The 26,319-nt window shown below is 64.5% G+C and carries 22 protein-coding genes; 9 read left to right on the forward strand and 13 right to left on the reverse strand.

Features of this window, described 5'->3' with window-relative positions:
- Window positions 1–3: 3 nt before the first annotated feature.
- A complete protein-coding gene (locus tag F1640_RS01715) occupies window positions 4–525 on the forward strand; it encodes a helix-turn-helix domain-containing protein (protein WP_194917410.1) in 522 nt (173 codons plus the stop codon).
- An 11-nt stretch (window positions 526–536) separates the two neighbouring features.
- On the opposite strand, the gene F1640_RS25040 is transcribed toward F1640_RS01715, so the two are convergent.
- Complete coding sequence (locus F1640_RS25040; protein ID WP_255530162.1) at window positions 537–668, reverse strand: hypothetical protein; 132 nt, start codon at window positions 666–668, stop codon at window positions 537–539.
- The gene (locus F1640_RS01720; RefSeq protein WP_194917412.1) at window positions 665–1,516 is read right to left on the reverse strand and encodes an alpha/beta fold hydrolase; all 852 of its coding nucleotides are present in this window, start codon (window positions 1,514–1,516) and stop codon (window positions 665–667) included. Before F1640_RS01720 ends, F1640_RS25040 begins: the two co-directional genes overlap by 4 nt.
- 225 nt (window positions 1,517–1,741) lie before the next feature.
- On the opposite strand from F1640_RS01720, the gene F1640_RS01725 reads away from it, so the two are divergent.
- Genes F1640_RS01725 through F1640_RS24950 form a run of 4 tightly spaced genes read left to right on the forward strand, consistent with a single transcriptional unit; the run spans window position 1,742 to window position 3,896 of the window.
- Window positions 1,742–2,170: a tautomerase family protein gene (locus tag F1640_RS01725; protein ID WP_194917414.1), complete on the forward strand. Its 429-nt coding sequence runs from the start codon at window positions 1,742–1,744 to the stop codon at window positions 2,168–2,170.
- Window positions 2,171–2,182: 12 nt separating this feature from the next.
- Window positions 2,183–2,971: an SDR family oxidoreductase gene (locus F1640_RS01730; protein ID WP_194917416.1), complete on the forward strand. Its 789-nt coding sequence runs from the start codon at window positions 2,183–2,185 to the stop codon at window positions 2,969–2,971.
- A gap of 23 nt (window positions 2,972–2,994) precedes the next feature.
- Window positions 2,995–3,603 (forward strand): TetR/AcrR family transcriptional regulator, encoded by a 609-nt coding sequence (locus tag F1640_RS01735; protein WP_194917418.1) that lies wholly within the window; start codon window positions 2,995–2,997, stop codon window positions 3,601–3,603.
- On the forward strand, window positions 3,582–3,896 hold the full coding sequence (locus F1640_RS24950) for a hypothetical protein (RefSeq protein WP_219730919.1): 315 nt from the start codon (window positions 3,582–3,584) through the stop codon (window positions 3,894–3,896). Before F1640_RS01735 ends, F1640_RS24950 begins: the two co-directional genes overlap by 22 nt.
- 361 nt (window positions 3,897–4,257) lie before the next feature.
- Here F1640_RS24950 and F1640_RS01745 read toward each other — a convergent pair whose 3' ends face one another.
- The 4 genes from F1640_RS01745 to F1640_RS01760 form a co-directional block, all read right to left on the reverse strand.
- Complete coding sequence (locus tag F1640_RS01745; RefSeq protein ID WP_309229174.1) at window positions 4,258–4,986, reverse strand: glucose 1-dehydrogenase; 729 nt, start codon at window positions 4,984–4,986, stop codon at window positions 4,258–4,260.
- 222 nt (window positions 4,987–5,208) lie between these two features.
- Window positions 5,209–6,111: an SDR family oxidoreductase gene (locus F1640_RS01750; RefSeq protein ID WP_194917422.1), complete on the reverse strand. Its 903-nt coding sequence runs from the start codon at window positions 6,109–6,111 to the stop codon at window positions 5,209–5,211.
- A 589-nt stretch (window positions 6,112–6,700) separates the two neighbouring features.
- Window positions 6,701–10,708, reverse strand: a complete 4,008-nt coding sequence (locus F1640_RS01755) for a hemagglutinin repeat-containing protein (protein WP_194917425.1) — start codon at window positions 10,706–10,708, stop codon at window positions 6,701–6,703.
- A gap of 33 nt (window positions 10,709–10,741) precedes the next feature.
- Window positions 10,742–12,298, reverse strand: coding sequence for an ISL3 family transposase (locus F1640_RS01760; RefSeq protein WP_194917215.1), 1,557 nt, complete (start codon window positions 12,296–12,298; stop codon window positions 10,742–10,744).
- A gap of 14 nt (window positions 12,299–12,312) precedes the next feature.
- Here F1640_RS01760 and F1640_RS01765 point away from each other — a divergent pair, with 14 nt between their 5' ends.
- Window positions 12,313–13,188, forward strand: a complete 876-nt coding sequence (locus F1640_RS01765) for a phosphotransferase (RefSeq protein WP_194917427.1) — start codon at window positions 12,313–12,315, stop codon at window positions 13,186–13,188.
- 114 nt (window positions 13,189–13,302) lie between these two features.
- On the opposite strand, the gene F1640_RS01770 is transcribed toward F1640_RS01765, so the two are convergent.
- Window positions 13,303–14,748 (reverse strand): aldehyde dehydrogenase, encoded by a 1,446-nt coding sequence (locus tag F1640_RS01770; protein ID WP_194917429.1) that lies wholly within the window; start codon window positions 14,746–14,748, stop codon window positions 13,303–13,305.
- A gap of 117 nt (window positions 14,749–14,865) precedes the next feature.
- On the opposite strand from F1640_RS01770, the gene F1640_RS01775 reads away from it, so the two are divergent.
- On the forward strand, window positions 14,866–16,296 hold the full coding sequence (locus F1640_RS01775; RefSeq protein WP_194917431.1) for an NAD-dependent succinate-semialdehyde dehydrogenase: 1,431 nt from the start codon (window positions 14,866–14,868) through the stop codon (window positions 16,294–16,296).
- A 28-nt stretch (window positions 16,297–16,324) separates the two neighbouring features.
- Complete coding sequence (locus F1640_RS01780) at window positions 16,325–17,377, forward strand: amidohydrolase family protein (protein ID WP_194917432.1); 1,053 nt, start codon at window positions 16,325–16,327, stop codon at window positions 17,375–17,377.
- A gap of 46 nt (window positions 17,378–17,423) precedes the next feature.
- Here the strand turns inward: F1640_RS01780 and F1640_RS01785 are convergent, their stop codons facing one another.
- Together F1640_RS01785 and F1640_RS01790 are read right to left on the reverse strand one after the other, a co-directional pair.
- Window positions 17,424–19,961 (reverse strand): aconitate hydratase, encoded by a 2,538-nt coding sequence (locus F1640_RS01785; protein WP_194917434.1) that lies wholly within the window; start codon window positions 19,959–19,961, stop codon window positions 17,424–17,426.
- 31 nt (window positions 19,962–19,992) lie between these two features.
- Window positions 19,993–20,955 carry a hydroxymethylglutaryl-CoA lyase gene (locus F1640_RS01790; protein ID WP_194917435.1) on the reverse strand — a complete coding sequence of 321 codons (963 nt, stop codon included), beginning with the start codon at window positions 20,953–20,955 and terminating at the stop codon, window positions 19,993–19,995.
- Between the two features lie 114 nt (window positions 20,956–21,069).
- Between F1640_RS01790 and F1640_RS01795 the strand changes: the two genes are divergently transcribed.
- Entirely contained in the window at window positions 21,070–21,783 is a 714-nt protein-coding gene (locus tag F1640_RS01795; RefSeq protein WP_125956141.1) for an IclR family transcriptional regulator, read from the forward strand.
- Between the two features lie 56 nt (window positions 21,784–21,839).
- On the opposite strand, the gene F1640_RS01800 is transcribed toward F1640_RS01795, so the two are convergent.
- Genes F1640_RS01800 through F1640_RS01815 form a run of 4 tightly spaced genes read right to left on the reverse strand, consistent with a single transcriptional unit; the run spans window position 21,840 to window position 26,155 of the window.
- Complete coding sequence (locus F1640_RS01800; protein ID WP_194917437.1) at window positions 21,840–23,075, reverse strand: CaiB/BaiF CoA-transferase family protein; 1,236 nt, start codon at window positions 23,073–23,075, stop codon at window positions 21,840–21,842.
- Between the two features lie 2 nt (window positions 23,076–23,077).
- A complete protein-coding gene (locus F1640_RS01805) occupies window positions 23,078–24,274 on the reverse strand; it encodes an FAD-dependent monooxygenase (RefSeq protein ID WP_194917439.1) in 1,197 nt (398 codons plus the stop codon).
- A 40-nt stretch (window positions 24,275–24,314) separates the two neighbouring features.
- The gene (locus F1640_RS01810) at window positions 24,315–25,262 is read right to left on the reverse strand and encodes a cupin domain-containing protein (RefSeq protein WP_194917440.1); all 948 of its coding nucleotides are present in this window, start codon (window positions 25,260–25,262) and stop codon (window positions 24,315–24,317) included.
- Between the two features lie 2 nt (window positions 25,263–25,264).
- Complete coding sequence (locus F1640_RS01815) at window positions 25,265–26,155, reverse strand: fumarylacetoacetate hydrolase family protein (RefSeq protein WP_194917442.1); 891 nt, start codon at window positions 26,153–26,155, stop codon at window positions 25,265–25,267.
- Window positions 26,156–26,319 lie beyond the last annotated feature (164 nt).

A 26,319-nucleotide genomic window follows, 5' to 3' on the forward strand; every position in this document is an offset into this window, starting at 1 on the left:
GAAATGCGGTGGAACGAACTGGATGAGGAAGCCTGCTCGCTAGCCCGGACCATGTCGGTAATCGGGGATCGCTGGACGTTGCTGATCCTGCGCGAATGCTTCCTCAGGGTGCGGCGGTTCGACGATTTCCAGGAACGGCTGGGGATCAGCCGCGGCATTCTTGCCGAACGGCTCAAGAAGCTTACGGACAGCTCGATCCTGACCAAAGTTGCCTATCAGCAGGACCCGCCGCGCCACGAATACCGCCTCACGCCAAAGGGGCTGGACCTCTACCCGATCCTGATGTCGCTGGTGCATTGGGGGGACGAACACCTTTCGGACGAGGCCGGCCGGCCGCTGGTGCACGTCCATGCCCTGTGCGGTTCGGAATGCGACCCCGTTCTGGCCTGTTCCGAATGCGGCGAACCGCTCGATCCGCGGCAGGTCCGTGTCTATCCCGGCCCTGGCGCACCGCGCCCGCACAATATTCCGTTTATCGCCGCGAGCGTTTCCGCGCCGCCAGAGGGTACGCGCAAGCGCACCTGACGCGGCCTAAATCAGGTCCAAGGCTGCCGCCGGCGACGGCGGTCGGCTGCCTCCATGTCGATCGCTTCGGTCACGCGGCCAAACGCCAGAAAGTGCTGCCACAGCACCGCAAGGCGCTGCCGGTCCATTTGCCACCGCGTCATGCCAAGCTGCCCGGCGGCGGAGAATCAAGAAACAGGCCGGCGTGTTCCACGAAAAGGGAGGGATACTGGAAGTGCGAGGCACGCCCCGCGTCGGGATAGAGGATGAGCTGTGCGCCGGGAGTGTGCTGTTGCAGGTAGAAGCTGTTGATCGTGGGGATCATCACGTCTTCGGCCCCGTTCACGACGAGCGTGGGCACCGCGATCGCCTTCAGGTCGGCAAAGCGTTCGCCCTTCGGTAGTGCCCAGTCGCGCGCTGCCGCAACTTGCGCCGCGATGGATTCCGGCCTTATCGGCGCGTCGAGGTCGGTAGTACGCTGGTGGCGACGATCCCAGAATGCCTTGCCCGCAGCGACCGCCGCCTCCGACCGTCCGAAAAACAGAAACAGGAAATCGTCGAGGTTGCCGTTGCCGCGCGCATGTTTTGCAACGTCGGCCTGGTAGGGCGTCGGGTCGCCGCCGCGCGGTCCCGTGCCAACGAGAATGAGCCGGCGCAGGCGATCGCTGTGTTGCTTGGCATAGGCCTGGGCGACCATCCCGCCCATCGAGAAGCCGAGAAGATCGAAACGCTGGAGACCGAGCGCGTCGGCAAAGGCCGCCACGTGGCCGGCCATGGCTTCGATGGTCGGCGGGACGGCGCCGCCCGAAAGGCCCACACCGGCGTTGTCGAACAGGATTACCGGGCGGCCGCGCCCCAATCCGTCGGTCACCGCCGGATCCCAATGGTCGAGCCCACCGGTAAAATGCTGCAGAAAGACCAGCGGCACACCCTGCACGGCCCCAAAGCGGCGATAGGCATAGCGCACGCCATTGGCCTCGACGAAACGTGTCGGCGCATCCCCGTGGCGCATGCCCGCGGATCGCGGCAGGGCGGCCGATGGTAATACGGCACCGGCGGCCACGATCGCAGCACTACCCAGGCCTAGCACCGCTCGGCGCCCGACGGCTCCAGACACTTTCCGACCCGTTTCATTCAGCGCTTCCATCGACCGCTCCATTTAACATTACAATTGACATGTAATCCGGCAACCTTATCATGACAAGTGTAATCCAATGGTGCCTGACAGGAGAGACCCATGCCGCTCTGGACAATCTATCATCCCGCCGATGCCTATTCGGACAGCGACAAGGCCGAGCTTGCGGAGAAGATCACCGACCTTTACGGCACTGTCATGCCGCGCTTTTCCGTGGGGATCGTGTTCCAGCCGATTGACGCCCGCAATTTCTACGTGGCCGGCAAGCCCGCCGACCGGTTCGTGCGGATCGTCATGGAACACATCGCGCGCTCTTTCCCCAGCATCGAGATCAGCCGCCGTTTCATCGATCGCGTCAACACGCTGCTCAAACCCTATGTCGAGGACCGGGGCTTCGACTGGGAGTTCCACATCGACGAGACGCCGTTCGACTACTGGTCCATCAACGGCTATTTTCCGCCGCGCGCCGATACCGAAGACGAAAAAAGGTGGCGCGCCGAAAACCGCCCTTCCCCGCGCACGCACGACTGACGGAGCACGCCCATGTCCGACAGGAAGACCGCCGTCATCACCGGAGCCTCATCGGGCATCGGCGCCGTTTACGCCCAGCGGCTTGCCGCGCAGGGCTATGATCTGCTGCTGGTGGCGCGCCGCGCCGATCGGCTCGCCGTCCTTGGCGCAAGGCTGGAAGCCGAATTCGGCATCAGCGTCCAATGCTGGATAGGGGATCTCGCCGATCCGGCCGATCTCGCCCGGCTCGAACGCCGCCTCGAAGGGGAGCCCGTGGCCATGCTGGTGAACAACGCCGGCGCGGGCGGCCTTGGCCCCACGGCCACCACCGGAGCCGACGCGCAGGAAGCGCTGATCCGCCTCAACGTCATCGCGCTCACCCGCCTGTCCATCGCCGCGCTTGCGGGGTTCCGCAAGGCGGGTACCGGCACGCTCGTGAACATCGCCTCGGTCATCGCCTTTGGCCCTTCCGCAGGAGGGGCGTCCTACAGCGGCTCGAAAGCCTTCGTGCTGAACTTCACGCGGTCCCTGCAAATGGAATACGCCGATAGCGACATCCGCATCCAGGCCATCCTGCCGGGGCCGATCCGCACCGAGTTCTTCACGTCGCAGGGCCTCAGCGATTCCGTGTTCCCCGACACCGCCTACCTTTCCGCCGAAGAGCTAGTCGATGCCGCGCTCAGCGGGCTGGAACAGGGCGAGAAAGTGACCATCCCCAGCCTTGGCTCGCCCGCGATCTGGGACGCGATCGAGGCCGCGCGCCAGGCGTTCTTCAAGGACGTGCTCGGCGGGCAGGTCGCCGAACGCTACAAGGGCGGCTAGAATTTCAGGAAGGTGGCGTAAACGTGGCAAAATACAGCGAGGACCATAAGCGCGCGACGCGCGAGGCGATCCTCAAACACGCCGCGGAGCGATTCCGCCGCGAAGGAATCGCGGCGGTGGGTGTACGCCCGCTGATGGCCGACGCCGGCCTCACCCATGGCGGTTTCTACTCCCATTTCGGATCGCGGGCGGATCTGGTTGCCGAGACGCTGGAATATGCCAGCGCGTCGACGCACGCCTACTTCGAGAAAGCGGTTGCCGATTGCCCGGATGACAAGAAGCTCGAGACGATCGTGCGGAGGTATCTGCGCCCGATCCATCGTGACCATATGGGGCTGGGCTGCGCCATCTCCGCGCTTGGTCCCGAAATCGCCCGGGAAAGCGAGGCAACGCGTCACCGCCTTACCCCCCGGAACCTCGGGTTGGTCCGCCTGATCGCGGAGAACCTGCCCGCGGGTGGCGATGCCGACGAGCGTAGCGAGCGGGCCAGCGTTGTTTTCGGGGCCATGCTCGGCACCTTGCAGCTCATGCGCATAGAGACCGACCCGGAGATTGCCGCCCGGCTGGCCAAGGCGGGCTGCGAGGCCGCCCTGCGCATCGCTTCGGCGCCTTGGCGTTCCCCGGCTGCCTGACGCGCCTGCTGCGCCTGCTGCGCCTGCTGCGCCTGCTGCGCCTGCTGCGCCTGCTGCGCCTGCTGCGCCTGCTGCGCCTGCTGCGCCTGCTGCGCCTGCTGCGCCTGCTGCGCCTGCTGCGCCTGCTGCGCCATCGTTCGGGCATTGCCTTGGCCCGATCAAGCAAGGGGCGCGGTATCCTCGATTGTGGACCGGTCGCGAAGGGGTGGCTGTTTCAATTCCGTGCGGATCTGACATTTCCACGCTGCGTGCGGCCAACTCCACCGGGGTCAGCAAGGCGCGCGCGTCGATGACCTTGAAAGCATGGGACGGTATACCAGGTGAACAGAGGCCTGGTATCAGGGAGGGTCTTGAGTGCCGCGAACGGCCGCTATCGGGGCGGCACTTTCCATCACGGCACATAGGCGGCAAGCGACCTAGATCAAGCCGTTCCGACGCGTACTCCGGAGCGCCGGCTTGCGCCGAAACCGATCATTCGGCCGATCGACGGCTTCCAGTCTGCAGTGCGCCCAATCAAGTCGTCCGAACTTTCGAATGCCTTTTCTGGATACTGCCGTTCATGAGATCGCGGCGACAGGCCCGCAAAGTGTTTCAAGCTGGGGACGATTACTGCAATCGCGCCCTCCAACCAGCCCATTGCTTCAACGCGGCCTATCAAACTTGAGCGCGGCCACCGTCAACGAAAAGCTCGGTGCCGCTGACGAAGCTCGAGTCTTCTGAGGCGAGATAGAGCACTGCCCGAGCCACTTCTTCCGGTAATCCCACGCGGCCCATGGGCACTGTAGAGGTCAATTTCTGGAACGCCTCGGCTGAGAAGCGTTGTGTTGCGGGCGTATCTATCGGCCCCGGGCTGACCACGTTAGACCGAATTCGCCTATCCTTGAGCTCGATGGTCCATGCGCGCACGAAGTTGCGCAACGCAGCTTTGGTCGCACCGTAAACGCCAAAGCCGCTTGTGCCCTTCACGCCTGCCACCGAGCCCATCAGGATGATCGAGGCGCCGTCCTGGAAAAGCGGAAGGGCCTTCTGCACCGCGAACACGGCGCCCTTGACGTTGATGGAGAAGAGCCGATCGAAATGCTCTTCCGTAAGCTCCTCCAAGGTTACGCTTTCCGCGATCCCTGCGTTGGCCACCAGCACGTCTAACTTGCCCATGGCCGCAACGCTCTCGAACAGACGGTCCAGATCTTCAAGCGACGCTACATCACCGCGGAATGCCAAGGCGCGTGGTCCAAGCGCAGCTACCGCATCATTGAGTTCCTGCTCACGTCTGCCAGTGACGACAACGCGCGCACCGTTCGCCACAAAGATCTGTGCAATTGCCAGGCCGATGCCGGAGCTGCCGCCGGTAACAACCGCGAGCTTACCATCGAGTTTCGACACGGTGCATATCTCCATATATATATATCTAATATCTTTGAGAAAAATGCGCTCAAGGCGCACATTCACCTGAATTAATTGCGCTTTTTTGGGTGAAAGTTTCTTGAATTACTCAAACAGCGATAACTGTTGGGTCAGCTTCCATGCATCTGCTTTGGCGGCGCGTGCACTGCCCCAGACCGATCCCGGACGATGCTTAGGTTGAAGCACTGGATGTGTCGCGATTCAGAATTTTTGCAGGTCAGCCGATGGCCGAAATCCTGCTGCATTTTCCAGCAGCCAATCTGCAACCGATCGGGCATTTTTGCCCGTAAGTTCGGGGACGGTTGTTGTGGTTTCGGCCAAAACGCCTTCACGAAAAATTCGGTCGAGCCCTAACAGAAGGTCCGCAACCATCTCGCTTACCCCTGATGCCAACAGGTACTCGCGATGTTCCGCGTGCGTGCGATGATGATAGGAAACTGTCCGCCCCAGAATTGAAGACAGCTCTTCTGCGATTTCTGGCATGCTGACAGCATGCGGGCCGGTGAGATGATAGGCACGCTGGGCGCCAATGAAACGATCGTCGAGCAGGGCAATACGGGCAACGTCCGCAATATCGCGGGTGTCGATCAGGTTGACCTTACCGTCGCCAGCGGTTCCTCCCCAGTGACCCTCCGCGACCGGCTTCTTGGCCCGTGCGAGAACATCGACGAATGAACCGGGCCTCAACACGGTGTAACCGATCTCTTGGTTTGCGAGATGGGCTTCGATTTTCATATGCCAGTCGAAGGGATGCAGATGCGTGGGCGGGCCAAGCGCAGATAGCTTGACGATATGGGATACCCCTGCCTGCACGGCCGCATCGATCACTGCGATTTCGTTCTCAACTTGGCGGTCGGACGTCCCGTGGGCAAGGAACAGGCGATCCACTCCATCAAGAGCGGATGCGAGCGACGCTGCGTTCGAGAAATCCACCTCGGCCGTCGGTATTCCGGCAGGCAAGCGGTCGGAATTGGCATCCCGCGTCATGGCGATCAAGTCGACCGGGTCGTTTGAGAGGCTCGCCACAAGCGTGGCACCTACTCTACCGGTTGCTCCCGCTACAGCTATGCGCGGGCGTGAAGCGTTACCTGAATGTCCGTTCATAACCAACCTTCGACCTTAACTGGCTCGAGATTGATTATGGGTAGTCGAACTTAAGCGCGCAGGACGTACGATGGTATGGTGCCCCATCCATTCCCTGCTTCAAAAATATGTAAATCCACAGTCGTTTGCAAATGACCGGGCCAGCGCAGCGGCCCCCCTTGTGGCGTAGTCGGGAATGACCGCTATCCACTATCCATCGTTCAACGCCTGCCGGTCCGTTCACGGCCAGTCCCTTCCATTCCGGGAACGATCGTCGGTGCTTCATGAATGGCAGGTGTCGGCTAGGTCCCTGCCATTTTCGGCGCGGCTCGGGAACGGCAGAAATATCCCAGCCCTCGTCATTCAAGCGCTCCACTGTGGCGGTAAACGAACGACGGATTCCGACGCCCCGGACCGGACCCCTGAACGTCCGGCATAGAGGCGGTAATTTACATCACATCGTCTTAGTAGCAGCCGCCCCACCCCTTGCGCACCGAAGTGCCAAAACAGACGTCAGGTGTTGGACAAGCCCGCAGGTTTCAACGCCAGGACCTGTCGGGCGATGATGTGCCGACCGAGAGACGCCCGTTATCATGCAGAGGCATATTGGTTATTGTCCCTGCATTTGCTTCGCGCGCCCCGACGCCGCTGTGGGAATGGTGCGGACCGTGTTGCACTCGGTGCCACCGGCACCGAACTGATTGGGTTTGACCTCGATGGAGACGCGCCGCGTTGTGCCATCGGCTTGGGGCACCAATTCGACGACGATGACGGGCACGTTCGCAGCGGCAGTTCCGTTCGATGGCCTGCCCTTGATCGCCCCCGTTCTCGGGTCGATCGTGATCCAGCAGGGCAACTCCCCGCCGTTTTCGGCCATGGCTGTTATCATCTGGCCCTTCGGTGCGGGCGCGATTTGCGGGCGCAAAACTTCGCGATTGGGGTCCATTTGTGCAGAGACCGGATCGCCGTGAGTCAGTTTGACGTTTGTGTCATGCCCGCTCATCGATGCAGGCTCGGCGAACTGAGTTACGGGACGGGAACTTGTCGTGTCGTTCGACATCCCCTTGGATCGTTCGGTATCGTTCATTCCTGTCCGATCGCCCTGCTGCTCGCGCTGCGGTCCGGTCGTGGTGGTGGTGCCACCGCCCTGCTGCTCGCGCTGCGGCCCGGTCGTGGTGGTGGTGCCGCCGCCCTGCTTTTCGCGTTGCGGCTCGGTCGTGGTGGTGGTGCCGCCGCCCTGCTGCTCGCGCTGCGGCCCGGTCGTGATGCTGGTGCCGCCGCCCTGCTGCTCGCGCTGCGGCTCGGTCGTGGTGGTGGTGCCGCCGCCCTGCTGCTCGCGCTGCGGCTCGGTCGTGGTGGTGGTGCCGCCGCCCTGCTGTTCGCGCTGCGGCCCGGTGGTGGTGGTGGTGCCGCCACCCTGCTTGTCGCGCTGCGGCCCGGTCGTGGTGGTGGTGCCGCCACCCTGCTTGTCGCGTTGCGGCTCGGTCGTCGTGGTGGTGCCGCCGCCCTGCTGCTCGCGCTGCGGCTCGGTCGTCGTGGTGGTGCCGCCGCCCTGCTTGTCGCGCTGCGGCTCGGTCGTGATGATGGTGCCCCCGCCCTGCTTGTCGCGCTGCGGCTCAGCCGTGATGGTGGTGCCACCGCCCTGCTGCTCGCGCGGCTGTTGCGTGATGGTGGTCGTAACGCCGGTCTGGTTGCTGCCTGGCTGCGCGGGCGGGGTGTACGTGATCTTGGGCGTCGGCACGATCGCGACCGGCGCGGCCGATTTGATGGGATTGGCCGGGACCGGAACAACGGCCTGACTCACCGCGGGCAGGTTACCGGCACGCGAAACGGCACGCGCCTCGGGGGCCGCAAGCGGGGTTGCTGCTTGAATGGCCGCGCCGACCGGCGCGACGGCCGCGGGCGCCGCCGCGTTGCTTAGCCCCGCTGCGGGAGACACCGCTTGCGCCCGCGCGCCCGGGTTGGCCGTTATGGGCGCAACCGTGATGGCACTGGAGGGCACTCCCGAAATCCCGGTAGCCCGACCCACGGCCGTTTGCGGGCCCGCAGCAGCCGCCCCTTGTCGAAGCGCGGTTCCACCGGTGGCTACCGCGCTAGCGCCGCCCGTCTGCGGAGCTTCGGGCGAGAGACTGTCGGCCTGGTTTCGTGTGGTCACCACGCCCGCAGCAACGCCGGGATCGATTGCCACTTGCTGAACACCCGGGCCGGTGATCACCTGCTGCACGATCGGCGAAACGCCGTTGCCGACAAACGCCGGACCCGATTGCGAGGTGATGCGGGTGTCGACCGTCTTTTTGTCGGTCTGGTTGTAGACGTTGAATCCGCCCGAACCTCTGCCCTCGGTTTCAAGCTTGGGCTTTGTGGGAGGAGTGCCCCCATCGGTTTGCCCTCCCGGGTTCGGCGACGGTATCACCGGATTCTGCGCGGCGTTCGCATTGGCCCGCGCCCGGCCCCCTGATGGCGTCTGCAGGACTGCATTCTGTGCGGCGTTGGCGTCCGCACGGGCACGGTTTCCGGTGACGCCGCCCGTGTTCGCGTTGGAAGGTGCATTGCCGGCCGCCGCCGGATCCTTGCCGCCGGTCCCCGGCTTGGCGTCCTTGGGTGCCTGTTCCAGGCCGATGGCCACGTTGAACCCGCCGCCCTGTTTCTGGTTGATATCGACCACCGCCTGGTTCGTTACCGTGCCCTTGGTCGCAACCACGTTGGCGCCGGTAGCTGCATCGATACGGGTGCCCTGCAGGGTGACGCTGTCGCCCGCGACATTGACGGTGCCCTGGCTGGAGGAAAGCTTGACCACCTCGTTCTTCACCGTGTTGGTGCGGTCCACCTGGTAACCGCCCTTCACTTCCAGGCTGTTGCCATTGACGTCCCCCGGCGTGCCGCCGTTGCTTGCCTTCTTTTCCTTGCCCACGGTGAAGTCCAGGCCGGCATTGGCGGTTTCCGCCGTGCTGGTCGAGGTAGAACGCGCAGCCTCCAACAACACCTTGCCCCCGGTGGCACCCACGTCCACGCCCTTCGCGCCGCTGATTTCGGTGCCGACGAGCCGCAGATCGCCCCCCGTAGTCGTGACACTGACCTTGCCCGAACCCGATTCGATCTTGCCGACGACAGCTTCGCTGCTGGCGCTCGAACTCTTGCCGTATTCGGCCTCGACGCCCCCGGCCACGGTCTTGCCGATGATGTCGACGCTCAGTTTCTGGTCGACGCCGATCTCCTTGCCGGACTTGTTCTCGGTATTCTGTGCGGCCTGGTAATCGAACGACCCAGCCTGGATCGCAACGCCCTGATCGCCCTTGATCTGCGTGCCTTCGAGCGAGGTCTTGCCGCTGGTGACGGAAACCACGCGGCCACCCGCGTTGTAGCTGGATGTAACGGCCTTGCTCGAACTCTCGCTTTCTGCGGACTGGCTATGGGTAAAGCCCTGCTTCACCCCCGCGCCAAGCTGGGCGTCGGTGGTCAACCCCTGCGAGACGCCGGCATTCGCAGTGACCCCGATCTCGAAGACATCGCTGCGGCTGGAGGTCGAGGAAAACTTCGTGTCCGCTGCGGCGCGATCGGTCAGCGTCGTCGCGCTTTGCAGGATGTCTCCGCCTGCGGCGATCTGCGTGCCCTGATCATTAATCGCGTTCTTCGCCACGCGGACGACGTCCGTACCAGCTGACAGCGTGGTGGTGACCGCGTGCGTGCTGCCCTCTACCGAGCTTTGAGATTCGTTGGCGACGCGGACCCCCGCGCTCGCATCGACCTGGACCTTGACCCCGGCGGTGGCCCCGAACTTGGCCGGGCTGCCCGCGCCGCCGGCTTGTGCGGCGATCTTGTCCGGCGAAAGCTGCACCGAACCTTCGCCCCCAGCCTCGGCCTCGGCCTTGCCGCCGGCCGTGAGGTAAAGTCCGGCAGTCGTCTGGCTGCTGCTCGACGTGGTGATGTCGTGATCGGTCGCCGCCAGGTTGTTGATGTTGGTTGCGGATTCGACCAGCTTGCCCGCCGCCGAAAGGTTTGCGCCGCGCGTGGTGATGTCGTTGTCCGCCACGATCACGAGGTTGCCGCCCGAACTGATCTGGCTGCCCACGTTGGTCAGCTTGTCGGTGGTGTCCTTCGAACTCGTGACTCGCGCGCCGATCGTCACCGTGCTCGATCCTTCAGCCGAAGCCTTCGCGCTGGCGTTGCCGCCCGCTGCCAATGCGGCCTTGCCGTCCTTGCCCGCGACCGCGCCGATCGCGCCGGCCTTGGCTTCCGCGCTCGCCTTGCCTTGCGAATCGACGAAGATGCCGACCGATGTGGTCTTGCTCGTCGTCGTGCTCGTCTCGGTGTTCTCGCCAGACAGGATGTTCACGTCCTTGCCCTTGAGCACGAGATCACCGACGGTGGTCGCCACATTCGAGCCCTGAATGGTCAGGGTGTTGCCCGCCACGATCGCGCCCTTGTCGCCGAACGTCACGTTGGAGGCGACGCTGTCGGACTTCTTCGCCTGGCTGTCGGTCACCGTCTTGCTGTAGAAGTTGAGCGAGGAGGAATTCTTGCCCTCCGCCGATGCCTGGGCCTGGGCCGAAACCTCGCCGCCAGCGCCTGTCTGTTGATTTCTGCTGAGAGTTGACCCGGGAGGGGCGTAAATTTCCACTGAGAAGTGACTCACTTTTGCTGCTGGAGGTGCTCAGTTTGCGCCGACGAGGCGAGCTTCAAGCAGATCGAGCTTTGCGCGGCCATACATTTGACGTTTGATCAGCTTTAGGCGGGTAATCTGCCCTTCTGTCTGTCCGTTCGACCATTGTGATACCATTGCATTTCGGACCGCTGCCAAGTCTCGTTCAACGCCGTTGACAAAAGAGCTCACGAGGCCGCCTCTTGCGCTGTCGAGCCAGTCACTGAGCTTAGCCGCTGATTTTGAACGGATCATCGATTGGAACTCGCTGATCGCTTGACGCGCTGCGACCAGATCAGGGACATGATCTTCGATCACGGCCACAAGGATCGCTTCGGATCTGGCAAGTCCGTCGCGCGCAGATGTCATCAGCCGCGCAAGCACCCGTGCCGATGGTGTGCGAGCGAGGCCGCTTTGATTGGCCTTCTCGGCAAGGCGCCGACGTTGCGCCCATTGCGATACGATACCACGTTGCCCGACAAAGCCTTCGTTGCGCATTTCACGCCAGAGCGCCGAGGCATTGCGAGCACCAGCCTCCCACCTATCATTCATCCATGGCAGCCAGGCATCAAGGGAGCTAGGCCGAGTGCGGAATACATCCAGACGCTGACCGCGCAGCACGTCGCGTACGAGCTTGCGGCTGTACCCCGTTTGTCGAACGATTTGCCGGATGGAGGTCCCATTCTGTGAGAGTTGTTGGATTGCTTCATTCGTCTCCTGCCGGCGCAGGTAGCCTTCATACTGCAGCTTCTCGGCACAGGTGAGAAGCTTGGGATCCACGACATTGTTGCCGACCGCATGCCTAATCTGACGCATGGATTTGTTCACGGCATCAAGGAATGCCCGGCTCGAGTTCTCCATAAGATGCCATCTGTCCGCGACCTGTTCAGCATCAGGTAGACCTTTGGCGATGGCTTCACCGTAGCCGCCACCGCGATCACGGGCGACAACCGATATCGAGGGATGCCTTGCAAGCCAGGCGCGGGACGTTTCCAAGGCGCGATCTGGCAGCAAGGTAACAGGTTTGCGCCGTTCCAAATCGCAAACAATCGTGCCGTAAGTTTGACCACGCCGAAAGGCGAAGTCGTCAATGCCAATGACATTGAGCTCATCGCACCGTGCACCGACACGTCGCCGTACGACCCGCAACAGAGTGTCTTTGCTCACAGGCATCATCAGCCGTTGGGCAAAAGCTGCTCCAGGCCTGCCACCAAGCGCCAGTCCAAGCTGATGAACGATCGTTTCGAGCCGCTGAGTTCGCCGAGCGTACCGGGTAAGAACGCTTTTATTGAATTGCTCGCAAAAGATGCGTCGGCCACAAACTACCACGTCACACCAGAAACGACGTGCCTCGATCAAGAGAATAACCCGCCGACCGCTAAGCGGAAGGTCCGATGGTCTGCGCACATATCGACTTTGTACGCGCCGACTTCGTCGGCCACAGTCGGGACATGTCCCTACAGAGCAACGCGACCGTAACAGAATATGGAAATTCTCACCGACGCTATCAACCGAAACGACCACGAAACCTTCGGGGACCAAGTTCGCGCGCTGAAATCGACCGGGCATGGCAGATCCTCTCAATGGAACAGCCAAAGCCTATCATACCAGCAGCAAAAGTGAGTCAGAGCCACTTCTCGATGAAAATCCCGGGTCAACTCTCAGCAGAAATCAACAGTGCGCAGACCCAGTTTGCGACACCCCGATGCTATTGGAGCAAGGCCGGGGCTGATGGGCGGACGCTTAACCTTGTGTTGCAGGATCTTTCACAAACAACCCGGGCTGTCAGCCAGGTCGAAGGATGCAGCCCGGCCCAAGCTGTGGCGGTCGGTGCCGAACTCGCCAGGCTCCATACCGCGTACTGGGATCATCCCGACCTGGGCTCGGCCGCGTGGCTGCTCGATCGCAAGCGGGGTGCCAGCCACTCCGCAGAAGTCCAGCTTGCGGCGGCGGCAGCCTTCCGCGATCGTTTCGGTAATCGCGTGGCAAGTGGCTGTCTCGATGCGATCGACCATTTCGCGCGGCGGGCTAAGCAAGACATCCTGAACTTGCCGGTGGGCAAAGCGCTGATCCATGGAGAGCCGCGGGTCGATAACGTGCTGTTCGAGGACCTGCCCAGCGGCCCGCGAGCCTGGCTGATCGACTGGCAGTTTGCCACGCTTGGCAGCCCGATGTTTGATCTGGCCTACTTTCTATCGGGTTCTCTGGAGCCTGCAGACCGACGCGCGGTTGAAGAAGGCATGATCAAGGCGCACCAGGCAGCGATTGCCGTTTGTGATCCGGCATACTCGCTCGATCAAGCCCGCCGGGAATTCAAGGCTTCTCTTCCGATTGCGCTGCATTTTTCGGTCGGCGCCGTTCTCGCAATCCCGCCGGGAGATTTGGAAGACCGCCTGCTCTCGACTTTAGCCGAACGCAATGTGTCGGCCCTGATTGACTGGGACTGCCTCGCATCTTGAGCCACGGGCCATCATACGGAATGGATGGCCGCTTCGGGGAAGTCGCAACAGGAACGCGAGTGTCAGCGGCAGAGGCCGGAACCCTGATCGAAAAGAAGGCGCGCCGCGCCGGCATCAGATCGGCAGATGCGGCTTGCTGGTATCGATGGTGATCCAGCGCAGTTCGGTAAATTCGGCAATGCCCGCCTCGCCGCCGAAACGGCCATAGCCGGAAGCCTTGGTGCCACCGAACGGCATCTGCGCCTCGTCATGCACGGTCGGGCCGTTGATATGGCACATGCCCGCCTCGATCCGCTCCGCCACGGTCAGCGCGCGCGCGATGTCGCGGCCGAACACCGACGATGTCAGCCCGTATTCGGTGTCATTGGCGATGCGCACCGCATCGTCATCGTCCTTCGCGCGCAGGATCGTGGTGACCGGACCGAACGATTCCTCGGCATAGATCAGCATGTCAGGCGTCACGTTGACCAGCGCCACGGCGGACAGCAGCGTGGCGTCGTCACCCGCCTCGCCCAGCATCGTTGCGCCCTTCCCCACCGCATCCTCGATGAAATGGCGGATGCGCCGCGCCGTGCCGGTATCGATCACCGACCCCAGCGGTGCCGCGCCGTGACGCGGATCGCCGGCGCGCAGGGCCTCCACACGGGTGCGGAACCTCGCGATGAAAGCATCGGCCACGGCCTCATGCACGATGATCCGTTCGGTCGACATGCATATCTGACCGCTGTTCATGAACGCGCCGAAACCGGCCGAAGCCACCGCTGCATCAAGGTCGGCATCGTCCAGCACGATCATCGGCGCCTTGCCGCCCAGTTCCAGCAGGACCGGCTTCAACTGTTCGGCCGCCAGCGTCGCGATGATCCGGCCCACCTTGGTCGATCCAGTGAAATTGATCCGCCGCACCGCGCGGTGGCGGACCAGCGCGGCCACTACCTCGGCCGCATCGGCCGGGGCATTGGTCACCACGTTGACCACGCCTTGCGGAAAGCCCGCATCGCGGAACACATCGCCGATCAGCCGGTGGGTCGCGGGGCACTGCTCGGATGCCTTGAGCACCACGGTATTGCCGCAGGCAAGCGGGGCGGCCACCGCGCGCACGCCCAGAATCACCGGCGCGTTCCACGGCGCGATGCCCAGCACCACACCGGCCGGGCGGCGCACCGTCATCGCGTGGCAGCCAGGCCGGTCGGAGAGAATCGTCTCGCCCCGCACCATCGTGGTCAATGCCGCCGCCTCGCGCAGCATGCTTGCGGCCAGATGCACGTTGAAGTGCGCCCACCCCGCCGATGCGCCGGTTTCGGCAGGCATCGCGGCGGTAAAGGCTTCCCCGCGCGCCTCCATGATGTCGGCCGCCGCCAGCAGCAGGCGCCGCCGCGCATTCGGCCCTTGCGCGGCCCAGCCGGGAAAGGCCCGTGACGCCGCCTCGGCCGCCGCGATCGCATCTTCCGCACGCCCCGCCGCAGCGCGGCTCGCCACCCCGCCCAGCGGCCCTGCGCGCTCGAACATGGCGCCCGAGGCGGCCGCCACGTCCCGGTTCGCGATCAACAACTTCACGTCCATCTGATCCTCCGGATCGATTGTGGGGAACCGGCGTGTGGAGCGCGCCGGCCTTCGGGCTCGTTGCCATAATAGAATTATGTGCTATCTGACAGAACAAAATTCAGACCGAGGATGAACATGACCCAGTATCCCGCGCTCCACATGATGATCGACGGAGAGCGCGTCACCGGCGGCGGACGCAACACGTTTCCCGTGGTCAATCCGGCCACCGGCATGAAACTCGGCGACTTGCCGCTCGCCACGCAGGCCGATCTCGACCGGGCGCTGGATACCGCCGCGCGCGGTTTCGCCCGCTGGCGTCATTCGCCCCCACAGGAACGTGCCGCAGTGCTGGAAGGCGCGGCGCGACTGATGGAGGAACGGCGCGAGGACCTGGCCCGCATCGCCACCATGGAACAGGGCAAGACGCTGCCCGAAGCCCGCATCGAAGTGATGATGAACGTCGGCCTGTTTCGTTTCTATGCCGGCGAGGTGTTCCGCCTCTATGGCCGCGCGCTCGTGCGTCCGTCGGGGCTGCGCGCAACGGTCATCCACGAACCGGTCGGTCCGGTCGCCGCCTTCGCTCCGTGGAACTTCCCGCTGGGCAATCCGGGGCGCAAGCTGGGGGCGCCGATCGCGGCGGGCTGCTCGGTCATCCTGAAGGCGGCGGAAGAAACCCCTGCCTCCGCGCTGGGCGTGCTGCAGTGCCTCTATGACGCCGGCCTCCCGCAGGAGGTCGCGCAGGCGGTGTTCGGCGAACCGGCGGAAGTCTCGTCCTATCTTCTGCGCTCGCCGGTGATCCGCAAGCTGAGCTTCACCGGATCGACCCAGGTCGGCAAGCTGCTGATCAAGCTCGCCGCCGAAGACCTCAAGCGCACGACCATGGAGCTTGGCGGACATGGCCCGGTGCTGGTGTTCGACGATGTCGATGTCGATCAGGTGCTCGACGCCGTGGTCCCGCACAAGTTCCGCAATGCCGGGCAGGTCTGCGTCGCACCGACGCGTTTCATCGTGGAGGAAGGCATCTACGACCGCTTCCTCGAAGGCTTCGTCCGCCGCGCGCAGGCGATCCGCGTCGGCAACGGAGTGGAGGACGGCGTACAGATGGGGCCGATGGCCAACGCCCGGCGGCCCGAGGCAATGGAGCGGCTGATCGGCGATGCTGTGCGGGCCGGCGCCACGCTTCACACCGGCGGCGCACGGATCGGCAACCAGGGCTTCTTCTTCGCGCCGACGGTGCTGTCCGACACCCCGCTTTCGGCCGAGATCATGAACGAGGAACCGTTCGGTCCCGTCGCGCTCATCAACCGCTATGCCGGTGAAGAAGCCATGATCGCGGAGGCCAATCGCCTGCCCTACGGCCTTGCCGCTTACTGCTGGACCAGCAACGCCAAGCGGCAGAAGACGATCCAGAACCGGCTCGAAACCGGAATGCTGGCGCTCAACACCACTACCATCGGCGGGGCGGACGCGCCGTTCGGCGGCGTGAAATGGTCGGGCCATGGCCATGAGGACGGCCCGGAAGGCCTGGCCGCCTGCCTCGTCACCAAGACCGTCCACGAAGGCTGATCCAGCCGCTGCAACCGGGATAGACACGATGTCTCACGAACTCAGGACCGGCGGCGACCGCGGCTATCTGCGCATCGCCACCGAAGAAGCCTTCGCCACGCAGGAACAGGTCGATCTGCTGATCCGGCTGGTGAAGGACGGCAAGGCCGACCGGGGCATCACCTCGCTCTGGGGCTTCTACGGCATGAACAGCGACGGTCGCGCGCGCCAGACGCTCGATCGCCTGCTCGATCTTGGCGCGGGACGCATCGCCGACATGGACGCCAGCGGCATCGACGTAGCCGTGCTTTCGCTGACCAGCCCCGGCGTGCAGGCCTACGTCGACGTGGAAGACGCCCGCCGTGTCAGCGCCTCATCCAACGCCCTCCTGGCCGAAGCTGTCGCCGCGCACCCCGACCGCTACGTGGGCATGACCGCGATCGCGCCGCAGGACCCGGAATGGAGCGCGGCGGAAATCCGGCGCGGGGCGGAACTCGGCTTCCGGGGCGTGCTCGTCAACAGCCACACCCATGGCGAATATCTCGATCATCCGAAGTTCGATCCGATCTTCCGCGCGCTGGCCGATACCGGCCATCCGCTCTACATCCACCCCACCACGCCGCCCGACAGCATGATCGGCCCGATGCTCGAAGCCGGGCTGGACGGCGCGGTGTTCGGCTTCGGCGTGGAGACCGGGCTGCATCTGCTCCGCCTCATCACCTCGGGCATTTTCGATCGCTATCCCGATCTCCAGATCATCGTCGGCCATGCGGGAGAAGCGCTGCCCTACTGGCTCTATCGCCTGAATTTCATGCACGGCGCGGGCGTGCGCTCGCAACGCTACGCATGCCTGAAGCCGCTGCGGCACGACCTGTTCCACTACATGCGCAACAACGTGCTGGTGACCACCAGCGGGATGCCGTTCGAACCGGCGATCAAGCTGTGCCTCGATGTGCTGGGCGAAGACCGCGTGATGTACGCGATGGACTATCCCTACCAGTACGTGCCCGAAGAGGTGCGCATCCACGACCTGCTCGACATAGCCGACGGCGCGAAGAAGAAGCTGATGCAGACCAACGCCGAACGCGTATTCCGGCTCTGAAAATCCTGTTGCCCCCGGCGCCCGACGCGGCTCCGGGGGCGGCGGGTCACATGCCGCCGAACCGCTTGCGGAACGCTGCGAACAGGCCGCCATCGCGCAGCATGGCGAACTGGCTGTCCGACCAGACATCGGCCCGCGCACCCAGGCGGAGCGGTTCGTCCTGCCCCGGCTCGAGGATTTCGACCACCAGCGTCCGGTCCGCCTCCGAAAGCGCTCCAATGCCGCGCAGCGCGATCCTCGCCGCGGCGCTCACGCCCGAAAGATCCGCCTCAACGACTACCGGCAGCACGCCCAGCGCAATCAGATTCGCACGATGGATGCGCTCGAAGCTGCGGGCGATGACCGCGCGAACACCCAGCAGCGCCGTTCCCTTGGCCGCCCAGTCGCGCGCGGAACCAGTGCCGTAGTTCTCGCCCGCCAGCACCACCACGGGCACGCCCAGCGCCGCGAACGCCATAGCCGCGTCATGGATCGCGCATTCCGCCCCGTCCGGCCCGATCGTCCGGTTGCCCGGCGCGCTGACGAGGCGGTTTTCCAGTCGCGCGTTGTCGAACGTGCCCCGCAGCATAACGTGATGGTTCGCCCGCCGGTCGCCATAGCTGCCGAAGCTGCCCTCGGCAGCGCCGGTCGATCGCAGATAGGCCGCGGCCGGCGTATCGGGCTGGATGCGCCCGATCGGGGAAATGTGGTCCGTGGTCACGTTGTCGCCCAGCACCAGCAAGGCGCGTGCATCGACGATGTCCCCCAACAGCCCCGTGCGTGGTTCGTCGAAGAAAGGCGGTGGCTGAATGAAGGCGGATAGCGCATCCCAGGGGAATTGCGGTGTGCAAGCAGCGTCCAGCGCTGCCCAGGCTTCCGTGTCGCCAGCTTCGGCAGTGCTATCGCGCCAGTGCGTCATCGCGTGCGCGATCTCATCCGGATCGGGCCATATGTCGCGCAGGAACACCGGCTGGCCGTTCCGGTCATGCCCCAGCGGATCGGCGGAAAGATCGGCATAGAGGTTGCCCGCCAGCGCTCCGGCCACAACCAGCGGCGGCGAGGCGAGATAGTTCGCGCCGACCGCGGGGTGAATGCGGTTCTCGAAATTGCGGTTGCCCGAAAGCAGCGAGACCAAAAGGTCCGGCGCGTCCGGTCCGGTCAATGCGGGCTTGAGATCGCCCGAATTGCCGACACAGGTGGTGCAGCCGAAACCCACGACGTGAAAACCCAGCGCATCGAGCGCGTCCTGCAACCCCGCCCGCAGCAGCAGCGCGGCAATACGGCGCGAGCCTGGCGCAAGCGAGGTCTTGACCCAACCGGGAACCGACAGTCCTCGTGCGATGGCCTTGCGCGCCACCAGCCCCGCCGTCAGCATCACCTCGGGATTCGCGGTGTTCGTACAACTGGTGATCGCCGCGATGGCCACCGCCCCATTGCCCGGACGGGCACGGTCGACCGGCGGCGCCAGCGCGGAAAACCGGCTTTCGAGACTGGCGCGGACCTCGGACAAGGTCCGTACCTGTTGCGGACGATGCGGCCCCGCCATGACCGGCCGGACCTCGTCCAGCGCGATGGCAAGCGAGCGCGAATAGCGTCGCGCCGGGCCTGTCCCGCGCCACAGCCCCGTTTCCACCGCATAGGCGCGATAGGCCGCCAGCACGCTGGCATCGCGGCCCATCGTCTCCAGATAGGCCAGCGTTTCCTCGTCCACGGGAAACAGCGCGGCCGTTGCCCCGTATTCAGGGCACATATTGGCGATGGCCGCTCGATCGGGCAGCGAAAGCCAGGAAAGTGCGTCGCCATCGAATTCCACGATCTGGTCGACCACACCCTCCGCGCGCAACCGCGCGGCCACGTGCAGGGCGATATCGGTCGCCGTCACGCCGATTGGCCGGACGCCGGTCAGCACCACTTCGCACACGCGCGGCAGCGGGATCGGCACCGGCGCGCCGAGCGCGGCCAGTTCCGCCTCGATACCGCCCACGCCCCAGCCAAGCACGCCCAGCGCGTTGACCATTGTGGTATGGCTGTCCGTACCAATGACCGTCTCCGCCATCCAGCCTCCGGGCATTTCCGGCGCGGGAACGGCACCGTTGGTCAGCATCTCCAGGTTGATCTGGTGGCAGATGCCCTGCCCCGGCGGCACCACGCGGAATTTGGGAAAGGCGTGCTCGGCCCATTTGAAAAAGCGGTAACGCTCACCATTGCGGGCGTATTCGAGCGCCAGATTGCGCGTCGCCGCTTCCGGTGTGCCACTGTAATCCACGCGTACCGAATGATCGATGACCAGATCGATCGGAATCGCGGCGTCGACCTCGCCCGGGGCATGGCCGTTCGCCACGGCATGATCGCGCAACGCGGCCAGGTCGGCCATCGCCGCGACACCGGCGGTATCCTGCATCAGGATGCGTGCCGGGCGGAACGGCAGTTCCGCCATCGCCTCGCCGCGTTGCAGCCATTCCTCGAACCGCGCGACCAGCGGCGCCGGCTCGGCCTCGTGCGCCAGCACGTTTTCGAGCAGGATGACCAGAGATCGCGGCAAGTGCGCCAGCGCGGCGCTGCGGATGGCGGAAAGCCGCGAAAGCGGCGTCAGGCAGGCATTCATCGGTCGGGCTTTCGCGAAGATCAGGCGAACATCACGACGCGGCGATGCGCGAACGCAGCGCGGCAAGGCTACCGCCGGTCTTGACCTTGCCGGGCAGCGGATGGCCGACGATCTCTTCCGCCAGCCTTGCGCATTCGGACAGTTTTTCCAGATCGACGCCGGTCTCGATACCCATCTCCTCGCACATCAACACGAAATCCTCGGTGCAGATGTTGCCGGCCGCGCCGGCGTGCGCGGCGAACGGGCAACCGCCCAGCCCGGCTACCGCCGCGTCGAAATGCTGCACGCCCATCTGCAGCCCGGCATAGGCATTGGCGAGGCCCAGCCCGCGCGTATCGTGGAGGTGGAGCGAAAGGTCCACGTCTGGGTTGGCGTCCTGCACCATGCCAACCACGCGACGGATGCGTTCGGGCGTGGCCCAGGCCATCGTGTCGCCCAGCCCGATCAGCGAAAGGTCTTCCCCCTGATCACGCGCGATCGCCCGCATCTCGTTCACCAGCGCGACAATCTTGGCCGGGGCCACGTCGCCTTCGAAATTGCAGCCGAACGCGGCGGTGACGAAGCCGGTGCGCACCGGAATTCCATGCGCCTGATACATCTTCACCAGTTCCGGCTGGGCGGCAAGCTGCTGCTGCGGATCCCGGTTCTGGTTGCGCTTGAGGAAAGCGTCGGACGCGTAGAGCGTCAGCTTGCCCTCCAGATAAAGCCTGCCCGTAGCGATAGCGCGGATCAGCCCCTGCTGGTTCAGCCACAGCCCGGCATAGCGCACCCCCTCGCGCGGGGTCATCCCGGCGACGACCGCTTCCGCATCGGCCATGCCCGGAACCTTGCCGGGATGAACGAACGAAGTGACCTGGATATAATCCAGCCCCGTATCCGAAAGCGCATCGACCAGCCGGATCTTTTCCGTGGTCGGAATCAGGCGCTTCTCGATCTGGAAGCCTTCTCGCGGCCCTTCTTCCTTGATAAACACGCGCGAGGGCAGATCGGTCATGTGCTGGTTCCTTCACCGAACATTTGTTTTCGCCGCAAATAGCCATTGACAGATTGAACCGACGTTCTGCTAAATAGAACAACCAATAAGGCTTAGGCGGGGCATCCCAAAATCATGAATTCCAAGGCAGGCGTCGCGGCGGTCGACCGCGCATTCGATATCCTTCACGCCTTCCGGCACGACAAACCGGTCCTCACCCTTGCGGAAATCTCGCGCATTACCGGCCTCTACAAGAGCACCATCCTCAGGCTGATGGGATCGCTCGAAAAGTACGGCTTCGTCTGGCAGCGTGCGGATGGGAGCTATCAGCTCGGCGCAGGCCTGCTGGCCTTGTCCACCGTGTTCCAGGACGCTTTCGACCTGCGGCAGTTCATCGATCCCGTGCTGGACGATCTGGTGGCGCAGACTGCCGAAGGCGCATCGTTCTTCATCCGCGACGGCGAATACCAGGTCTGCCTGTTCCGCGCCGAAGGGCGCCATACCGTGCGCGACTATTCGATCCGCCAAGGCGACCGGCGCGAACTCAACCGCAGCGCCGCGTCCACCATCCTGCGCGACTATGAAGCAATGCCCTATGCCCCGCTTACGCCGGACAATGCCTGCGTCATCTCGATCGGCAGCGTCGATCCGGAAATGGCGGCGGTCGGCGTCCCCGTGTTCGGCGCCGGGCACAAACTGATGGGCGCAATCACGCTTTCCGGCCCCAGCGCGCGCTTCACCGACGATTACGTCGAAAAGCTGCGCCCGATCGCGATCGACGCCGCCGCGCGGCTCTCGATCAATCTGGGCGAAACGCCCGCCCGCTTCGCGCAGGTTCGCGCGGGCTGATCCGGGATGGGGCGGCGGACTTCCCGCCGCTGCCACGCCGACCTTGGCGCAAGCTCTCAAATCGCGCCTCCGGCCTTCAACGTCTCCAGCACCGCCGTGTCCCGGCCCAGCGCGCCGAATATCTCGGCATTGTCGGCCCCCAGCAAGGGCGGTGCGGAGCGTGCGGCCGGCTGGCTGTCGCCCAGGCTGTAACCTGCGCGGCAGACCTTGACCGTTTCGAGCCCCGGCTGGCCCATGGGGATTTCATGGATCAGGCCGCGCGCCGCGATCTGCGGGTGCGCGAGGATTTCGGGAATGGACAGGATGCGACCGGCGGGAATGCCGTTGGCGTTGAGCAGTTCCTCCCATTCCGCCGCCCCCCGCGCGCGGAGCGCTTCGTCCAGCAGCGCGTTGAGCGCCGCGCGATTGGCCTTGCGCGCCTCGCGCTCGGCAAAGCGCGGATCGGTCTTGAGCGCGGAAAGCCCCACCAGATCGCACAACCGCTCGAACTGTTCCTGCTTGTTCGCCGCGATGTTAATCTGGCCGTCGGCGCAGCGGAACGCGCCGGAAGGCGCAGCCGTCGTGTTCTGGTTGCCGATCGGCTGCGCCTCGACACCCGCAATCAGGTAGTTCGATACCGCCCAGCCCATGGCCGAAATCGTCGCATCGAGCATGGCGAGGTCGATATAGGCCCCTTCCCCGCTGTGCTGGCGCCGGAACAGCGCGCTCACCACGGCAAAGGCCGCGGCCAGCCCGCCCAGCGTATCGCACAACGGATAGCCGACGCGCAGCGGCGCGGACTGCGCATCGCCGGTAATGCTCATCACCCCCGACAGGCCTTGCACGATCTGGTCGTAAGCGGGATTGGCGCTGAGCGGCCCTTCCTGCCCGAAGCCCGAAATCGCGCAATAGACAATGCGCGGGTTAATCGCCCGCACTTCCTCGTAACCGAAGCCCAGCCGATCCATCACGCGCGGCCGGAAGTTCTCGACCACCACGTCCGCTGTCACCAGCAGATCGCGAAACAGTGCCTTGCCGTCCGGATGCTTGAGATCGATCGTCACCGACTTCTTGCCCGCGTTCTGCGCCAGGAACGAGGTGCCGAGCATCATCGCATTGAGCGCCGGGGACGCGCCGAGCTTGCGCGCGAGATCGCCCTCTTTCGGATTCTCGACCTTGATGACCTCCGCACCCAGCATGGCCATCTGATAGGTGGCATAGGGGCCGGACAGCACGTTGGTTAGATCGAGCACCCGCACGCCCGCCAGAAGGTCGGCAGGCGGACGGGCGGCAGAAGCGGCAGCCTCCGTCATGCTCAGATCTCGGCGGTCAGAACGTCGTAGCGATAGAGCCAGTCGTAGCGATCGTTGATCGGATCACGGCTCCATTCGCTTTCCATGTACTTCACCGCGCCTTCCTCGGTCGCCAGCGCGGTTTCGTGGAAGCGGGCGGTGTTTTCCTTGGCCCCGCGCACCATGCGGCTCGTGCGGTCGACGCGCGCGGCCTCGTAGCGCAGCAGGGCTTCCTTCGGATCGTCGTACTGGTCAAGGCAACGGCCCAGCACCACGCCGTCCTCGATCGACATCACCGCACCCTGTGCCAGGAACGGCAGCGTGGCGTGGCAGGCGTCGCCCAGCAGGGTCGAACGGCCCTCGCTCCACTTCTGGCGCGGCGTGCGTTCCATGAACGCCCACTTCATTACCGTCGGCGCGGACCGGATCAGCGTCTGCACGTCCTCGTGCCAGCCGGCGAAATCGTTGGCGCATTCCTCAATGCTGCCCTGCGTATACCAGGATTCGACCTGCCAGTCATTGCGCTCGATCGTGCCGATCATGTTCATCAGCTTGCCGCCGCGCAGCGGATAGTTGACCATGTGGCCCCCTGGCCCGATCCACGTCCAGCCTACCATCTGGCGCATATGTTCGGGCAGACGCTCCATGGGGATCACGGCGCGCCAGGCGATCATGCCGGTGAAATTGGCTTCGTCATCGCCGAACAGGCACTTGCGCACGGTGGATTTCACGCCATCGGCACCGATCAGGATATCGCCTTCCACGGTCTTGCCGCCGACCAGGTGCAGCGCCACGCCGTCTTCCCGGTTGGTCACGTTCTCTACCGCCGCGCCCAGATGGATCGCTTGGGGCGCCATCGCGCGCACCGCATCGACCAGCGTTCCCAGAAGGTCCGGCCGATAGACCGTGAGATAGGGATAGCCGTATTTCTCGATCGCCATCTGGCCCAGATCGAACATCGGCCACGCCCGCCCGGTGTTCCACAGGCGGAACTCCTTGCGACGCGGCGCGCAGGACGCGGCCTTCAGCGTCTCGAACACGCCCAGCGCATCGAGCGCGCGCGCGCCGTTGGGGCTGATCTGAACGCCCGCGCCCACCTCGCCCAGTTCGGGCGCCTGCTCGTACACCTCGACGTCATAGCCGCGCCGCAGCAGGGAAAGGGCGGCCGCCATGCCGCCGATGCCGCCACCGGCGATAAGGATCTTGGGCGATTTGGTCATGCCATGCTCCGGAATGAAAGTTGGTTGCGATGCCGCGCGATCACGGCGTTTCGGTCCTCAGCCAGCCAAGCTTGGCGAGGACGGGTTCATCGGTGACCTGGAGAAGCACCGCATCTTCGGCGGCGTGGTGCGTGAACGGGCGCCACGCCGGAATCGCCACGGTATCCCCGAAGCGCCATTCCATCGTCTGCCCGTCGACCACGGTCGTGCCGTTGCCACGCACGACGGCAAAGATGTTGTTCGCGGTCGTGCGCAGGGACGCGGTTTCTACCCCGGCGGGTATCCGCATCATGCGCAGGGCGATCGTATCGAGCTGCGCCGGCCCCAGCGTCACCGATGCCGGTGTGCCCTCGCCGACCCGCGCCTGCTCCGCATCCAGGGCGGCGAGCGTGTCTTCCCAGCGGAACGCGATCGGCGCTTCGGCCAGTTCGGTCACGTCCGCTTCCAGCCCCGCCGGATGCGGCTGGTAGAACATCGGCTCCATCAGATGCACCAGCGGCACATCGAGGAAATCCATCCAGTAGCAATCCTCGCCGCCGCCATTGGCGTGCGAGTGCCAGGCCCAGTTTGGCGTCAGCAGCACGTCACCTGGCCGCATTTCCACCTGGCTGCCGTCGACCACGGTATAAGTACCGCGCCCTTCAAGGATCAGCCGCAGCGCGTTGGGCGTATGGCGATGGGCGCGGGCGACCTCGCCCGGCCGGATCATCTGGTAAGCCGCCACGATCGTGCGCACCGTGGAATAGACGTTGCCTTCCACGGGGTTGAACATCGTCAGGTTGCGGCGTTCCGCCTGTGCGGTATCGACCAGCCGCCCGGCGCGGTCGAGGATCGGCTTGACCTCGGCATAGCGCCAGACGTGCGGCAGGAAATTACGCCGCGGCTCGGGCCACAGCGCCGGGAATTTCCGGTGCCAGCCGCCCTCCATGTTCATGCTCGCGAAGGCGCCGTACAGCGCCTCCAGCGAATCCGCTTCCGGAGCCGCCATGGTCAGGCCTGCTTGATGATCGGCGGCACGTAGGGCTGCGCGAAGACTTCGGTCATGCCGAGATCGCCCTGCACCACGTCCACGTTCATTTCGCCGATCCGGTCGATCACGATGCGTATGCGATCCCCGTCTACCACGGGACCGACGCCTTCAGGCGTACCGGTCGCGATCACGTCACCGGGATAGAGCGTCATCACCGCCGAGGCGGTTTCGATCATGCCCGGAATATCGAGCACTAGATCGCGCGTATTGGCGGACTGGCGCAGGTCGCCATTGACCCACAGCTTCATGTCGAGCGACGCCGGATCGGGCACTTCGTCGGCGGTCACCACCCAAGGCCCGATCGGGCAGAAGCTGTCGTATGCCTTGCGGAACACGCGCTCCTCGCGCCCGCGCACCACCATGTCGAGCAGGCAGGTGTAGCCGAACACCGCCTCGCGCCAGTTCTCGCGCGGAAGGCCGCGCACTTCCTTGCCGATGATGATGCCCAGTTCGCTTTCGTGGTGCACTTCACGCCCCGGCACCCGCGGCAGCACCACCGGATCGGACGGCCCCGAAAGCGACGAGCACGGCTTCAGGAAGAAGCCCTGGTTGGTCGCACGGTACTGCGCCTGCATTTCGCGCCCATGCGCGTGATAGTTCACCGGATAGGCGATGACCTTGTTCGGCCACGGCACCGGCGTTTCCAGCCGGACATCGGCCAGCGGCTTGCGCGCAGCGGCGGCGAGCGCCGCCTCGATCTTGGGGCGCCGCGCCTCGAAATCACGGATCAGCCGCAGCGGACCGACCGCCGGCCATTCCGCAGGATCGATGCCGCAGACATCGGTGACATCGACGATCTCGTCGCCAAGGCACACCCCGATCCTGCCACCATCAAATCTCGCGAGCCGCATAATCCCTTCTCCGTTCTATTTAACAGAACATCGTTCTTTTATTAACATAGGCAGATGTGAAATCAATTGTATTCGCGTGCTGAGACCGCATTTTTTCGGAATCGGAAGCGTCCCGCCGTTCCCGCTCATCCGGCTCGCCGTCCCGCATCGTGCCGCGGGATTTC

The sequence above is a fragment of the Novosphingobium sp. NBM11 genome, from assembly GCF_015390225.1.
GTDB lineage: Bacteria > Pseudomonadota > Alphaproteobacteria > Sphingomonadales > Sphingomonadaceae > Novosphingobium.